We start from the raw sequence: 14,033 nt of genomic DNA, 5'->3' as shown, positions 1-14,033 counted from the left end.
CTCATCGCCCTCTCCCCGAGGTCAGCGTTTCCGGCAGATGGAAGCGGGTCATGGCCGCGTTGGTGCCCGGCGGTATCCGTCCCGGGGTGGCCAGGGACACCAGGATCATCGCGAGGAAGCCGACCGGCACGGACCAGACGGCGGGCCAGGCGAGCAGGGCGTGCGGCCAGCCCGGCGGGCGCACCGCGCCGCTGACGGTGATGGCCACGGACAGGAGCGCGGAGCCGCCGCCGAGCAGCAGTCCGGCGATCGCGCCCGGCGGGGTGAGCCGCCGCCACCAGATGCCGAGGACGAGCAGCGGGCAGAAGGAGGAGGCGGAGACCGCGAAGGCCATGCCCACGGCGTCGGCCACCGGCACCCGGCTGACGAGCAGTGAACCGGCCAGCGGCACGGCGATGGCGAGGACGGTGGCCAGCCGGAAGTGCCGCACGCCGCGCGAGGGCAGGACGTCCTGGGTGATCACTCCCGCGACGGCCATGGTGAGCCCCGACGCCGTGGACAGGAACGCGGCGAACGCGCCTCCGGCGACGAGCGCGCCGAGCAGATCACCGCCGAGGCCGCCGATCACCCGGGCGGGCAGCAGCAGTACGGCGGCGTCGGCGTCACCGCCGTGCATGAGCTCCGGCGCGTACAGCCTGCCCAGGGCCCCGTAGACCGGCGGCAGCAGATAGAACATGCCGATGAGCGCAAGGACGGCGACGGTGGTGCGGCGGGCGTCGCGGCCGTTGGGGCTGGTGTAGAAGCGGACGACGACGTGGGGCAGGCCCATGGTGCCGAGGAAGGTCGCCACGATCAGCCCGTACGTCGCGTAGAGCGGGTGCTCCGCGCGGAAGACGGAGACCTGCTCGTCGAAGCTGACGCGGGGCCGTCCGTCGCCCTGCCAGGCCAGCACCAGGAAGATCGCCGGGACGAGGAGCGCGGTGAGCTTGAGCCAGTACTGGAACACCTGCACGAAGGTGATCGAGCGCATGCCGCCCGCCGCGACGGCGAGCACGACGACGGAGGCCACGAGCACGTCGCCGAGCCAGCCGGGCGCTCCGGTGAGGATCTTCAGGGTGAGTCCGGCGCCCTGCAGTTGCGGTACGAGGTACACCCAGCCCGCGCCGACGACGAACACGCTGACCAGCCTGCGCACCTGGCGTGACTCCAGGCGTCCTTCGGCGAAGTCGGGCAGGGTGTACGCCCCGGAGCGGCGCAGCGGCGCGGCGACGAACACCAGCAGCACGAGGTATCCGGCGGTGTAGCCGACCGGGTACCAGAGCATGTCGGGTCCGTGCACCAGCACCAGGCCCGCGATGCCCAGGAAGGACGCGGCGGAGAGGTACTCGCCGCTGATCGCCGCGGCATTGAGTCGGGGCCGCACGGTGCGGGAGGCGACGTAGAAGTCGGACGTGGTCCGGGAGATCCGCAGCCCGAACCCGCCGACGAGCACGGTGGCCAGGACGACGAGTGCGACCGCCACCATCGATGCCGGCTGGCCGGGGACGGTCACGGTGCGGGGCGGCCTTCCACGAGTCGGGCGAAGTCGCGCTCGTTGCGCTCGGCCCTGCGTACGTACCACCAGGCGGCCAGGGTGAGCGGCGGATAGGTGGCGAAGCCGAGGACCGCCCAGACGAGGGCGTTGCTGTGGAGGGCCTCGAAGACCAGCGGCAGGGTGCCGGCGACCAGGGCGAGTACACCGAAGGCGGTGAGTCCGGCGCGGAGCTGGCTGCGCATCAGCGAGCGGACGTAAGCACCGCCGAGGGCGGTCTGCTCGTCGATCTCCGACTGGGCACGGTAGCGGGGCAGCGGACGCACCCGCCGCGGCTCCCCCGTGACCACTTCGCGCCGGGGTGTGCTCTCTGCGGACATGGGCCCGGAGTCTAGGCGGCACGGGCCTCGGCTGGGAAGGGGCGAGCCAGGGTAGGCGCAGGTCAGCGGCCGGTCTGGCGCATCAGGAGATCGCGCAGGGCCCGGGTGTGGCGACGGCTGACCGCGAGCTCCGCGTCCCCGATGCGCACGCTCATGCTGCCCGCGTCGAGGCGGAGTTCGTCGATACGGCTCAGCGCCACCAGATGGCGCCGGTGTATGCGGACGAAACCGCGGGACCGCCAGCGTTCCTCGAGGGTGGTCAGCGGGATCCGGACGAGGTGGCTGCCCGTGGCGGTGTGCAGCCGGGCGTAGTCGCCCTGCGCCTCGGCGTACGCGATGTCCTCGACGGGCACGAACCGGATCACCCCGCCCAGTTCGACCGGGACCTGGTCGGCGGCGGCATCGTGGACGGGCGCGGAGCGCTCGCCGACCTGTTCGGCGACGCGGCGGACGGCCTCGGCCAGGCGCTCGCGGCGGACGGGCTTGAGCACGTAGTCGACGGCCTTGAGGTCGAACGCGTGCACGGCGAAGCCTTCGTGGGCGGTGACGAAGACGATGAGCGGGGGCGCGGCGAAGCCTGCCAGGAGCTGGGCCACGTCGAGTCCGGTGAGGCCCGCCATGTGGATGTCCAGGAAGACGACGTCGATGGCCGAGGGGTCTTCGGGCCCGGCATCGACGGCACTGCCGATGCGGCGCAGCGCCTCGGTCGCACCGGTGGCCCCCTCGGCGCTCCGGATGCGGGGGTCGGCGCGCAGGAGGTAGAGGAGTTCCTCCAGGGCGGGTGCTTCGTCGTCGACGGCGAGTACGCGCAGCATGAGGCCGGAGTTTAGACCGGTCGGCACATGGGGGTGCCGGTCGGTTGCGGACGGATCGGTCGCGGGGCGTGTCCGTGCGCTGCGGCATGAGTGATTTGCGGGTCGGCTGCGTACGTGTGGGCATGCGCATCCTCGAACCCCACCGCGACGCCGGAGCCTATGTGCTCGGCGTGCTCGGTGCTGCCGATGCCTTCCGATTCGAGGAGCACCTGACGGAGTGTTCCGCCTGCACGGTCCAGGTGCGCGACTTCAAGGAGGTGGCGGCCCAGCTAGCGGTGTACGCGCGCCGGACGCCGGCCGGGGTCGCTCCGGTGGCCGATGCCGGACCGGAACTGCTGCACCGGATCGTCGCCGTGGCGAGGGCGGGACGCCGCACGTCCCGAAGACGGCGCCTCGCCCTCGTGGCGGCGGCCGTGATCCTCGGCGTCGGCGGGCCGGCGGCCGTGGCGGGCCTGTACGGCGGCTCGCAGCCCCGTCAGGCGGCGGCCGAACGGTGGGCGGGCGGGGACCGGGGGTCCGGGGTGAGCGCGGTGGTGACGACCGGTGAGAGGGAGTGGGGCTCGGACGTCGGCCTGGAGGTGGCACGAGCCCCGGCGGCGGGGTCGTGCGCACTGGTCGCCGTGGGGCGGGACGGCAGCAAACAGACGGTGAGTACCTGGTCGGGTACGGGTACGGCGGCGGGCGAGGAACCGGCGGTGGTCCGAGGGGGCGCCGCGCTGCGGCCCGCCGACATCGACCATTTCGAGGTCTGGTCGTCGGACGGGCAGTGGCTGGCGACGGTGACCCGCTGAGGCCCGCTGAGGCTGGCTATTTGAGCAGGCGGGACAGGCGCCGGTCGGCAAGGGGCTTACCTCCGGTCTGGCAGGTGGGGCAGTACTGGAGCGAGGAGTCGCTGAACGACACCTCCAGCACGGTGTCACCGCAGACGGGGCAGGGCTGACCTGTACGTCCGTGAACGCGCATATTGCTCTTCTTCTCGGCTTTGAGCCTCCCTGCGGCGACGCCCCGGGAACGTTCCACGGCTTCCTGGAGGGTGGCGCGCATCGCCGTGTACAGATGGCTGACGTCGGCGTCGCCGAGGCTCGTGGTGAGTTTGAACGGGGACATCTTCGCGACGTGCAGGATCTCGTCGCTGTAGGCGTTGCCGATGCCCGCGATCAGGGACTGGTCGCGCAGGGCCCCCTTGACCTGTCGCCGTACCCCGCCGAGCAGCCGGGCGAACGCGTCCAGGTCGAAGGAGTCGGCCAGCGGATCGGGCCCGAGGCGTGCCACGCCGGGCACGTCCGCCGGGTCACGCACCAGGTGGACCGCGAGGCGCTTGGTGGTTCCCCTCTCGGTCAGGTCGAACCCGCCGCCACCGGCGAGGATCAGGCGCAGCGCCAGCGGTCCCTTGCCCGGCCGGGGCGGTGTGGCGGGGAAGCTGTCCTTCCACTGCAGCCAGCCGGCCCGGGCGAGGTGGGTCAACAGATGGAGCGGCCCTGCTGTGATGTCCAGGAATTTGCCGTGCCTGGCCACGGAGGTGACGGTCGCGCCCTCCAGGGCGGTGAGCGGCGGATCGTACGTCTTGAGAACACTGATCGCGAGAGGCAGGACGCGGACGATCTCCTTGCCGACCAGGTGGTCGCCGAGGAAGTCCCGCAGTGCTTCGACTTCGGGCAGTTCGGGCATGACACCAGCCTGCCGCAGCGGACCGGCCGATGCCTGCGAAGTGGCGCGGCGCGCCTTCAGCCGGCGGCTTCCCCCAGGCCGTAGACACGGTGTGCGGTGGTGGCGAAGACCGACTGCTGCTCGTCCTTGCCGAGATCGTTGGTCAGTACCCGGGCGGCGTCGACGACATCGGCGTACGACGCGGCGAGCCGGCACACGGGCCAGTCGGATCCGAACATCAGCCGGTCGGGTCCGAACGCGCCGATGACGGTGTCGGCGTACGGGCGCAGGTCCTCGACCGTCCAGGAGCGCGGGTCCGCCTCGGTGACCAGGCCGGAGAGTTTGCACACGGTGTTGGGCAGCGCGGCCAGATCCCGGAGCCCTTCGGCCCACGGGTGCGTACGCCCCTGTGCCACCGGCGGTTTGCCCGCGTGGTCGAGTACGAAGGTGAGCCCGGGGAGCAGGGCGGCGGCCCGGACGGCGGCGGGCAGTTGCTGCGGCAGGACGATCAGGTCGTAGACGAGTCCGGCGTCCGCGACGGCCTCGAGTCCGCGTAGGACGGCAGGGCGCAGCAGCCACTCGGGGTCGGGTTCGCCCTGGACCTGGTGGCGGATTCCGACGAGGAGGTCGCCGCCGGGCAGGGCGCGCAGGGCGGCGAGCGTGTCGTCGACGTCCGGTGCCGTGAGGTCGGTCCACCCGACGACGCCCGCGACGAGATCGCTGCCGACGGCGAGTCCGAGGAACTCGGGGGTCTCCTCCGCGACGGTGACGGTCTGGACGAGGACGGTGGCCCGCACACCCGCGGCGCGTGCCTCCGGCTCCAGGTCGGCGAGGGTGAAGGTACGGCGGATCGGGGCGAGTTCCTCGCCCGTGATCCAGTCCTGGTCCCGTACGGCGAGGTCCCAGACATGATGGTGGGCGTCGATGATCCCTGGGGGCTGTGTCATCTCCGGTCCCCGCTCAGCAGCAATTCGGCGCGCGGTTCGTCCCAGGCGACGGCTGCGGCAGCCCGTGCGGGATCGATCTCGGTGAAGAGATTGCCGCCGGCCGCCGCCCCGAAGGGCCGCTCGGTGCTCTCGACCGCGCTGGGTCCGAACCTGACGCGCCGCATGCCTCTGCCGTCCTGCCGATGGTCGCCGGTGCACTGACTGCACTGCGCATATTCATCGGATCACTTGGCAGCGTCAACTGCGATCCCGTCCCTGGCCGTGCTCCCGCTGCTCTGGCGCCGCGGAATGGAAGCGCCGTCCTGTATGCCGGCAAGCATGGCGCCTGCGCGTGCCCTTCATGTTCCGCGCCCCCGGCTCCCCGCAAGCCGACGGCCCCGACCAGGCGCAGGACACCGTCCGCGAAGCAGGGTGGCCGACGTCGCCTCCCGGGCTCCCGCTCGGCCGGTGGATCGCAGAAACCCGCCGCCGGTACGCCCGCGGCACCGTGCCGGACGACCGGATCGCCCAGCTCGAGAAGTTCGGCATGATGTGGTCCACCGTCGACGTCGCCTGGGAGCCTGTCCACGGCCTGCGCCTGGGCGCAGCTGTACGGACACCTGCTCGCACCGCTGGAAGCCACGAAAGGGTGAAAGCCGGCATCTTCCTGAAGAACGTCCGGGCCGCCGCCCGCCACACCGACGACAACGAGCACCGTGAGGTCGAAGGCCTCCCCCTGCTCGGCTGGTTCCACGCGTCGCGGCGCCTTGCCGACCGGCCGGCAAACCAGGTCCGCTTCGAGGGACATGGGTACGAGGCAATGCGTCGCGTCAGGCTCTCGGCATCCTTGCTCTCGTCGCCACGCCTCCATGCGCGAGGGGCGGCGTGGTGATGTTCTGGCCCCGGATCTTGTCCGGCGGATAGTGTGATCGCCGGGGCAGAGCGGCTGACTCCGGTGACCACCATCGGTGTTGAATGCAGGGGCCAGGGGGAGCTCATGGCTGCTTGGTGGCGAAAAAGCGCGCACCGGGGAAGGACGTGCCGGTGACAGGCGCGCCAGAGTTCCTCGCGGGGTCGGCACGCGGGATGCTGCCTGCGCATATTGACGGACCCGGCGGACGGCGGGCGGTGACGCTCGCCGTGCATGACGGCGGGGTGGTGCTGACCGACGGCGATGAGCGCCGCACCTACGCGTGGTCGGAGGTCGCCCATGCGTGGCACGCCAACGACATGGACGGCAGAGCGGCCGACGGCCTGATGATCACGGAGTGGGTGCACGAACTGCTGTTGGAGTTCACCGACGGTACCTTCGTGAACTCACTGCTGGCCGACCCGCCCGTCGTCACGCCGGAGTCCGCCTTCCGCACCGGCCGGTTGTCACCCTCGCCGCCCTCTGTCATCGCGCCGCTGATGCAACGCGTCAACGGACCGGTGACCGAACGGCATCTCGCCCGGGCGAGGGCGACACTCGCGGCCGGCGGCCAGGTGGAGTTCGGCCCCCTGACCCCACGGCGGACGGGCTGCACCATGACGGTAAAAAGATCCCCTGGCACACCATCACCTCATGCCGCTACGGCTTCGTCATCTTCCACGAGGACGGGGATGAACTGGGCGCGATGCTCCGCATGGAATACGAGGTCGACGGCGGCGCGAACGGATTCCCGCTCGCCTGGCTGCGGATACCGGCACTCGACGTCCCGGACCTGGATGTCCTGGTGCGGCTCGCCGACGAGAACCGCACCTGAGCAACAGCGGCCCCGTACGTGCTTACGACAGTACGAGCTGGGTCCGACACCGTGTACGGCAAAGAGCCCGGCCGCGTCGCATGACCCGGCGTCAATTGCACTTCGGTCGGGGTTGTCGCATTTGGTGAATTGTCCTGAGCGGGTCCTATTCCATCCAGGTTTCCCATCGCATCTGTGAGGGTTCACAGAATCCGGCGTCTACGGCTTGGCTGTAGGAAATGTTTCCCATGTAGAAGCAGTCCGGATAGATCGACTGCATGGCATACCAGCCGCCGGCCGCCAGCAGGACAAGTGCCAGTGCGGCAACCACGTGTCTCCATGTGGATGGTCCCGAAAGTGGGTGAATCATGGGCTGATCATAGGACTCGCCAGGTTGTCGGGACGGTGTTGGCATCGGTCTTGGTGAGGACACCGAGTCGGCGTCGTCTGAGCTGGTGGTCAAGACCCTGCCGTTCGGCCGGCCCCTGTGCGTTCCCACGTCGGAAGGCGGTCCTGCCCGGTGCGGAGTGATCAGTACGTGAGCGCGTCCTCGGCAGTACCGAAGAAACTGGTGACCTGACCGTCGTTGACCGTGACGGGGCCACCGTTGATCGGCACCGTCGTCGGACTCTCGGAAGCGGCGAGTGCAATCTCCACCTTGTCGGCGCTCTTGCCGCCCGCGGTGTCGGCGCGCGCGAAGAGGATCCCGGCATAAGCGCTCTCGCCGACCTCCAAAATCCAGTCCTTGCCATCAGGACCCGTGTGCTCGGCGGCGCCGTCGAGCCCCGGAATCGTGATCACCAGGTCGTTCGCCGACAGGAGACAGGGGTCGCTGCCCTTGTTGGCCGCGGTCAGCAAGACGTGGTTGACGAGCTTGGACGCGACGGTGACCTTGTAGGTCAAGTCGGTCGTCTCGCACATGCCCACGCCTCCGTCCTGATCGTCGTCGGACCCGGGCTCCGATGGCGGCGGGGTGGTGGGTTCGTCGGAGGAGTCGCCGCTGCCACCATCACTCGGGGCGGTCGGCGAGGACGTGACCTTGTCCGTAGCGGACGGGCTCGCCTTCGCGCCCGGCGCGGCCGCATCGTCCTCGGCGTCACCGTTGCATGCTGTCAGAGCCACGATGCCGAGCGACAGAGCGGCAAGTACAGCGGTGGTACGGCGTGAACGAAGTGCGTAAGCCATGAGATGCCCCCGGGATTCGGAATGTGTCGGTGATCGTGCCTCAGGGGAGTGATGCTTACGCCCACCCGCACCGAGTGGAAGCAACCTTCGAACAGGGTTGTGACACTGTGACAGTGGCCGTGGTCCAGCAGTACCGGGCAAGACCGTACGATGCGAACGACTGGCCCTCGGTCCCGCGGCACGGTTGTGATGAGCGGCGTCCAGCGTGAGCTCGCGGAAACCGATGCCGTGGAACAGACCGTGTACGTCGAGGGAGCCCAGGCGTCCAGTGGGCCTGGACCGCGGCCTTCGGCCCGGCCTCGTCGGCGGTGCAGAACCGGAATCCACCCGGCAGTGCCGGCCGTACCACGTCGGTGAGGTCCCGCTCGTTGAGCTGGGCACAGGACCCCGCGTCGCCGACGGGGCCAGTTCGGTCTCATGGCCGTACGCCGCCCATTGTTCCAGGGCGAACTCATCGGCGGCGGCGCCGAGTTCATCCGGGAAAAGGGCTGTGGCTTCTCGACCCTGCTCGTTGTCACCGGTCCGCACCGGGCCTCACCGTGGTTCGACGGCCGGGCCACCTGCGACCAGATCCTTCCTCCAAACCTGAGCGGTCAGCCCGTGTCGTTCATGGACTGGCTCGCTCGAGGGTCGATGAATCCGGTCGGCCGGTGAACTCGGCTGGGCCGACACCGGGCGGAGCCGCTCCGGCAGCCCGGTCACATCGTCCTCGACTCGATTACCGATGAGAACTCGTTCAGTACAGGCTGATCGCGGGTCAGGTCGTCAGTTCGGTCGGTGCCGTCGGCACCGACCCTGACACGACATGCCCCTCAGCCCCGTGGAGTTACGGGACAACTCTTGGCTAGGACGGGGCAGGGACGACGGGCACGACCAGGGACTGCAGCTCCGCCAGCTCGTCCTGGACGGCCACCGCCAGCCGGTCGAGGTCGGGCAGCGCCTTGCCGTCGGCCACCAGCCCGACCTGCACCCGTCCGCCGTAGGTGGACAGGGCGACGGCGAGTGCCTGCCCGCGGGCCAGGGGGGCCATCGGGTAGACGGCGCTCAGCGGGCAGCCGCCGAGCGAGAGCGCCGAGCGAGGCAGGGGAACGCTGGTGACCAGGACGTCGAACAGCATCCGTGCCGCGTTCCCGGCCAGCGGAGCACCGAACCGGTGGGCCAGGGCGGGCAGCTGATCGGCGAGCACGGCCACCGCGCCGGCACCGCGCATCGGGCCGGCGGCCTTGTTGCGGTCCATCCCGCTGCGGACCAGACGCAGCCGCTCGCGGCCGCGCGGTTCCCCGACCGGGAGGCCGAGCAGATAGGCGGAGAGACGGTTGCCGGTGGCCGCGGCGTGCGGGCGGCGCCGGGAGACGGGGACCAGCGCGCGCGGGTCGGCTACGGGGAGCTGCTCGCCGCGTTCGAGCATCCAGCGGCGCAGCGCCCCGGCGACCACGGCGAGCAGGACGTCGTTGGCCGTGCCGCCCTCGGCACGGCGGATCCGCTGGACCGTCTCGGCGTCGAGTTCGGCGGTGGCCAGGCGGCGGGTGCCGCTGGAGCTCGCGGTCAGGACGGTCGAGCCGCGCATGTCGAGCCGACTGGCCCGTACGACCGAGGCACCGACCCCCAGCGCCCGGCCGACGTCTCCGATGCGGTCCAGTGCCGCGCCCGCCACCTTGTGCGGGCCGGGCAGCCAGGAGCGCGGGGGCACCGGTGTCCTGCGCCGTGCGGCGCCGCGCCCCGCTCCGGCGGCAGCGATCTGGTCGAAGATCCCGGCCCCGATGGCGACGGCGCGCATCCCGTCGGCGAGCGCGTGGTGCAGCTTCACCAGTACGGCGAACGGGCCGCCGCCGGCTCCGCTCAGGAGGTACATCTGCCAGGGCGGCAGGCCCCGTTCGAGCGGCTGCTCCATGAGCTCGCCCGCAAGCCGGGTCGCCTCCGCCATGAAGTCGCCCTCCGCCAGGACCACCCGCCTGACATGCCGGTGCACATCGAAGTCCTTGTCGGTGAACCATGCGGCCCCGCCCACGGGCAGCAGGACGTCCCGCACCCTCATGCGGAGCCGCGGAATCGCGGCAGCGCGCTCCCCCAGCAGAGCCAGCAGGTCCTGCGGACTCACTCCGGGCGCCGGGGAGAAGACGGCGAGCGCGCCGAGGTGCATCGGGTGGGCATCGGATTCGAGGTGCCAGAAAGCCAGATCAAGCGGTGCAAGGAGCTCGGTACTCAACGGGGCCTCGTGTCATCGACAGCAGAACTGCAGGATCGCAGTCAATCGCTGGTGATCGGTTACGGTCAAGCATGGACGTGTTACGTACTGTTACATCCTCGCGTCGCTGCGGCGCTCCCGCTACCCGCGCTCCGGGATGACGAACTCGCACCACACACATTTGCCGTTGCCGCGGGACTCCACACCCCACACGTCGGACAGCCGGTCGACGAGCATCAGCCCGCGGCCCGAGACCCCGGACTCCCCCGCGTCCCTGCGCCGCGGCAGTGCGCTGGACCGGTCCTCCACGTCGACCCGGAGGCGCCGTTCGGGGCCGGTGAGCACCCGGATGGTGACGATCGCGCCGCCGTCGGTGTGCATCAGAGCGTTGGTGATCAGTTCGTCCGCGGCCAGCTCGACCTCGTCCGCCCGGTCCTTCGCTCCCCACGCGCGTACCGCCGCCCGGATCATGTGGCGGGAGGAGCTCAGCGCCTCCGGGTCGTTCTGCGCGACGTGCTGCTGGAGCCTTCCGCCCGGGTGGGGCGCGTGCGCGGCCCTGCGGCGCAGCAGCAGCATCGCCACGTCGTCCTCGCCGCCTCGTTCGTCGACGACGTCGCAGAGCCGGTCGGCCAGCTGCTGGATGTCCTGCGGACCGTCGTGCACCGTGGAGGCCAGCAACTGCATGCCCTCGTCGAGGTCCGACCCGGGCAGCTCGACCAGACCGTCGGTGTACAGCAGCAGCGTCTGGCCGGGGTCGAGCTCGACGGTGCTGACCGGGTATTCGAGGCGGCCGAACTCCGCCGAGAGCCCCAGCGGCAGGCCGCCCTCCGCGGGCAGTCGGCGGCAGCTGCCGTCGACGTCGCGCACGAGCGGGTCGACGTGGCCCGCCCGGACCAGCTGCACCACCCCGGAGCTCAGGTCGATCTCGGCGTACGTACACGTCGCGAAGCGGTCGGTGTCGAGTTCATGGAGGAAGACGGAGGCCCGCGCCATCACCGTGGCGGGGCTGTGCCCCTCGGCCGCGTAGGCGCGCAGCACGATCCGGAGCTGCCCCATGACCGCGGCGGCGTGGGTGTCGTGCCCCTGTACGTCTCCGATGACGGCACCGACCCGGCCGCCGGGCAGCGAGATGACGTCGTACCAGTCGCCGCCGATGTCCCGGCCGAGGCGTGCGGAGCGGTAGCGGACGGCGACCTGCGCCCCCGGGACCTCGGGGATCCGGCGCGGGAGCATCGCCTGCTGGAGGCCCTCGGCGAGATCGTGTTCCTGCTCGTAGAGCATGGCCCGCTGCAGGCTCTGGGCGATCGAGCTGCCGAGCGCCACGAGCAGGTTCCGCTCATCGGCCGTGAAGCCCGCCTTGTTGCCGTAGAGGAGGCCGAGTGCGCCGATCGGGCGGGCCTGGGCGATGAGCGGCAGGTAGGCGGCAGCAGTGATGCCGAGGTGGCTGATGTGGGGCCAGAGGATCGGGTACGAGGTCGCGAAGTCCTCGGCGGACTCGATGAAGCGGGGTGCGAGGGTGCGGATCGCCTCACTCATCGGGTACGGCTCGTCCGTCCGGGTGTACCGCGTGCCGGGCACATAGGCTCCCTCGGGCCCGTCGGCCACGAGGTGGATGCGCCCGGACTCCAGGAGACCCATGACGAGGCTGGTGGCGCCGAGGTTGGCGAGGCCCTGGGAGTTCTTCAGGACGTCGGTGACGTCCTTGACGGTCCGGGCGTGGGCGAGCGCGGCCGTCGTGCCCTCCACCAGACTGGTCCGGCGCCGCCGCTCCTGGTCCACCTCCCGGCGGGCGGTGGAATCGGCGAGCTCCTGGGTGGCGTCGCGCACGATGCCGATGATGCGCCGCGGCCTTCCGGTGCCGTCCCGGCGGATGAAGCCCTGGGTGTGGGTCCAGCGCAGTGTGCCGTCACGCCGCATGACGCGGAAGTACGCGCCGTAGTTGCTGCGCCCGCTCTTGAGCGCCTGCGAGACCATGCCGTCGAGCCTGATCGCCTCGTCGGTGGGGACGCGTGGAGCGAGGGAGGCGGGGCGGTCGTCGTACTCGTCGGGGCGCAGATCGAACACGTCGAGAGCGGGCTGGTCCATGTGCATGAGGCCGCTGTCCAGATCCCAGTCGAAGCTGCCCATTCGGTTCAGGGCGAGGCTGAGGTCCGGGTGGGCGGGCCAGTCGTCCGGGAGTGACAGGGCACCCGCTACCCGATCATCCATGTGCGCCACTCTGCCATTATTTGTCCGATTCCTCGACCGAACCGTCCATCTTGAACACGTTCAAGAAAACGTCTACGCTCGGCACAACGGTAATTGAACGCGTTCAATGGGGCGTGGAATCGGGGGTGGCGCGATGTCCGTGCTGGTCGGTCTCATCGTGATGCTGGGCATGCTGGTGATCGTGCCGGCGGGCCTGAGGCTCCTCGGGGACCCGGCATTCGACCGGATACGGCGCCTGTGGCCGCTCTTCGCGGTACCCGGCGCCGTGGCCCTGTGGCTGCCACGCGGAACCACCGCCACCGCACTCGCCTGCTGCTACGCCCTGGGGGCGCTCCTTCTCGCGGCACACGCCCCGTGGCGCCTGGCCCGGACCCGCAGCATCCGCCCCGCGGAGATCGCCCTGCTCACCGCACTGGTCACCCCGTCGGTCGCCGCGCTCGCCCTGGTCGCGGAGCGCGCAGGCCACGAACTGTTCGGCTTCGGCCTCGGCATCCTGGCGCTGACCGTGCCCCACTTCCACTTCGCCGGCTTCGCCGCGGCCCTGGTCGCGGGCCTCGTCTGCCGGGGCGCCGACCGGCCGGCCGGCCGCTTCGCCGCCCTGAGCGTGCCCCTGGGCACCCTGCTCGTCCTCGTCGGCTACTTCGTCGGCGACCGGGCGGAACTGGCGGGTGCCGTGGTGCTGACCGCCGGGATGTGGACGGTCGCCCTGCTGACGTGGCGCACCGCTCGCGACGGGCGCGACCGCGTGACCCGCGTTCTCCTCGCCACCTCGGCCGTCGTACTCGTGGCGACCATGGTGCTCGCGCTGAGCTGGGCGCTCGGCGAGGCCACGGGACTGCCCCACCCCACCCTGACCTGGATGGCCGCCACCCACGGACTGGGCAACGCCCTGGGCTTCGCCCTCTGCTCGCTGCTCGCCTGGCGCCGCATCCAGGACCGCACCCACCCGGAAGGCAGGACCGCATGACCACTCTGACGTACCCCGAGGTCGGAGCCACCCGCATCGGACCGCTCCCGCAGGGCTACCACCATCTGCACCACCGGACCGCCGTGGGCCGAGGCCGGGCCGACTTCGAGGCCGCGGGCGCCGCCGTCACCGAGTGGCGGATGCACCGCGGGGCCGGAACCCGGGTGAACGCCTCCGGCGAGCGAGCGGCCGAAGGGGACGGCGTCGCCATGTCGCTGGGCATGGGGCCGTTCCGCGTGACCGCGCACTGCGAGGTCGTCTGGACCGCGTACGAGCGGGGGCGCATCGGCTTCGGCTACGGCACCACGGCCCGGCACCCGGAACTGGGAGAGGAGTGTTTCGTGGTGGACCTGGCGGACGACGGGACCGTGTGGTTCACCGTCATGGCCTTCTCCCGGCCCGCCTCCTGGTACGCCCGGCTCGCCGGCCCCCTCGTGCCGGTGTTCCAGCGGTTGTACGCACGCCGGCTGGGCAACACGCTGCGCCGGAGCGTGCTCGCGGGCCGATGAGCCGATACTGGAAGCG

Annotated in this window: 16 protein-coding genes; 6 read left to right on the top strand and 10 right to left on the bottom strand. The window is 71.0% G+C overall.

Annotated elements, in window-relative coordinates:
* Nucleotide 1 precedes the first annotated feature (1 nt).
* From ABZS61_RS18320 to ABZS61_RS18310, 3 genes are all read right to left on the bottom strand, one after another.
* A complete protein-coding gene (locus ABZS61_RS18320) occupies nucleotides 2-1,465 on the bottom strand; it encodes a cation acetate symporter (protein ID WP_356421833.1) in 1,464 nt (487 codons plus the stop codon).
* 23 nt (nucleotides 1,466-1,488) lie between these two features.
* Complete coding sequence (locus ABZS61_RS18315) at nucleotides 1,489-1,851, bottom strand: hypothetical protein (protein WP_356421616.1); 363 nt, start codon at nucleotides 1,849-1,851, stop codon at nucleotides 1,489-1,491.
* A 62-nt stretch (nucleotides 1,852-1,913) separates the two neighbouring features.
* Nucleotides 1,914-2,666 (bottom strand): LytTR family DNA-binding domain-containing protein, encoded by a 753-nt coding sequence (locus ABZS61_RS18310; protein ID WP_356421613.1) that lies wholly within the window; start codon nucleotides 2,664-2,666, stop codon nucleotides 1,914-1,916.
* A gap of 86 nt (nucleotides 2,667-2,752) precedes the next feature.
* Here ABZS61_RS18310 and ABZS61_RS18305 point away from each other — a divergent pair, with 86 nt between their 5' ends.
* Nucleotides 2,753-3,457 (top strand): zf-HC2 domain-containing protein, encoded by a 705-nt coding sequence (locus tag ABZS61_RS18305; RefSeq protein WP_356421610.1) that lies wholly within the window; start codon nucleotides 2,753-2,755, stop codon nucleotides 3,455-3,457.
* Nucleotides 3,458-3,473: 16 nt separating this feature from the next.
* On the opposite strand, the gene ABZS61_RS18300 is transcribed toward ABZS61_RS18305, so the two are convergent.
* The 3 genes from ABZS61_RS18300 to ABZS61_RS18290 are packed head-to-tail and all read right to left on the bottom strand — an operon-like array spanning nucleotide 3,474 to nucleotide 5,424.
* Complete coding sequence (locus ABZS61_RS18300; protein WP_356421607.1) at nucleotides 3,474-4,334, bottom strand: DNA-formamidopyrimidine glycosylase family protein; 861 nt, start codon at nucleotides 4,332-4,334, stop codon at nucleotides 3,474-3,476.
* A gap of 56 nt (nucleotides 4,335-4,390) precedes the next feature.
* On the bottom strand, nucleotides 4,391-5,260 hold the full coding sequence (locus tag ABZS61_RS18295; protein ID WP_356421604.1) for an amidohydrolase family protein: 870 nt from the start codon (nucleotides 5,258-5,260) through the stop codon (nucleotides 4,391-4,393).
* Nucleotides 5,257-5,424, bottom strand: a complete 168-nt coding sequence (locus ABZS61_RS18290) for a hypothetical protein (RefSeq protein WP_356421601.1) — start codon at nucleotides 5,422-5,424, stop codon at nucleotides 5,257-5,259. Before ABZS61_RS18290 ends, ABZS61_RS18295 begins: the two co-directional genes overlap by 4 nt.
* A 176-nt stretch (nucleotides 5,425-5,600) precedes the next feature.
* Between ABZS61_RS18290 and ABZS61_RS18285 the strand changes: the two genes are divergently transcribed.
* Together ABZS61_RS18285 and ABZS61_RS18280 are read left to right on the top strand one after the other, a co-directional pair.
* Nucleotides 5,601-6,131 (top strand): helicase associated domain-containing protein, encoded by a 531-nt coding sequence (locus tag ABZS61_RS18285; RefSeq protein WP_356421830.1) that lies wholly within the window; start codon nucleotides 5,601-5,603, stop codon nucleotides 6,129-6,131.
* Nucleotides 6,132-6,855: 724 nt separating this feature from the next.
* Entirely contained in the window at nucleotides 6,856-6,984 is a 129-nt protein-coding gene (locus ABZS61_RS18280) for a hypothetical protein (RefSeq protein ID WP_356421599.1), read from the top strand.
* A 145-nt stretch (nucleotides 6,985-7,129) separates the two neighbouring features.
* Here ABZS61_RS18280 and ABZS61_RS18275 read toward each other — a convergent pair whose 3' ends face one another.
* Both ABZS61_RS18275 and ABZS61_RS18270 read right to left on the bottom strand, forming a co-directional pair.
* Nucleotides 7,130-7,294 (bottom strand): hypothetical protein, encoded by a 165-nt coding sequence (locus tag ABZS61_RS18275; protein ID WP_356421596.1) that lies wholly within the window; start codon nucleotides 7,292-7,294, stop codon nucleotides 7,130-7,132.
* A gap of 200 nt (nucleotides 7,295-7,494) precedes the next feature.
* Nucleotides 7,495-8,148 (bottom strand): DUF4232 domain-containing protein, encoded by a 654-nt coding sequence (locus ABZS61_RS18270; RefSeq protein WP_356421593.1) that lies wholly within the window; start codon nucleotides 8,146-8,148, stop codon nucleotides 7,495-7,497.
* A 417-nt stretch (nucleotides 8,149-8,565) separates the two neighbouring features.
* Between ABZS61_RS18270 and ABZS61_RS18265 the strand changes: the two genes are divergently transcribed.
* Nucleotides 8,566-8,802 (top strand): hypothetical protein, encoded by a 237-nt coding sequence (locus ABZS61_RS18265; RefSeq protein WP_356421591.1) that lies wholly within the window; start codon nucleotides 8,566-8,568, stop codon nucleotides 8,800-8,802.
* A gap of 190 nt (nucleotides 8,803-8,992) precedes the next feature.
* Here the strand turns inward: ABZS61_RS18265 and ABZS61_RS18260 are convergent, their stop codons facing one another.
* On the bottom strand, nucleotides 8,993-10,354 hold the full coding sequence (locus ABZS61_RS18260) for a wax ester/triacylglycerol synthase family O-acyltransferase (protein WP_356421588.1): 1,362 nt from the start codon (nucleotides 10,352-10,354) through the stop codon (nucleotides 8,993-8,995).
* A 120-nt stretch (nucleotides 10,355-10,474) separates the two neighbouring features.
* The gene (locus ABZS61_RS18255) at nucleotides 10,475-12,541 is read right to left on the bottom strand and encodes a SpoIIE family protein phosphatase (RefSeq protein WP_356421585.1); all 2,067 of its coding nucleotides are present in this window, start codon (nucleotides 12,539-12,541) and stop codon (nucleotides 10,475-10,477) included.
* 133 nt (nucleotides 12,542-12,674) lie between these two features.
* Here ABZS61_RS18255 and ABZS61_RS18250 point away from each other — a divergent pair, with 133 nt between their 5' ends.
* Nucleotides 12,675-13,508 (top strand): YndJ family protein, encoded by an 834-nt coding sequence (locus ABZS61_RS18250; protein ID WP_356421583.1) that lies wholly within the window; start codon nucleotides 12,675-12,677, stop codon nucleotides 13,506-13,508.
* Entirely contained in the window at nucleotides 13,505-14,017 is a 513-nt protein-coding gene (locus ABZS61_RS18245) for a DUF1990 domain-containing protein (RefSeq protein WP_356421580.1), read from the top strand. Before ABZS61_RS18250 ends, ABZS61_RS18245 begins: the two co-directional genes overlap by 4 nt.
* Nucleotides 14,018-14,033: the final 16 nt, after the last annotated feature.

It is taken from the genome of Streptomyces sp. NPDC005566, from assembly GCF_040605575.1.
Classification (GTDB): Bacteria; Actinomycetota; Actinomycetes; order Streptomycetales; family Streptomycetaceae; genus Streptomyces.
The sequence above is the reverse complement of the archived record's forward strand: the minus strand, read 5'-3'. Positions and strand labels throughout refer to the sequence as shown.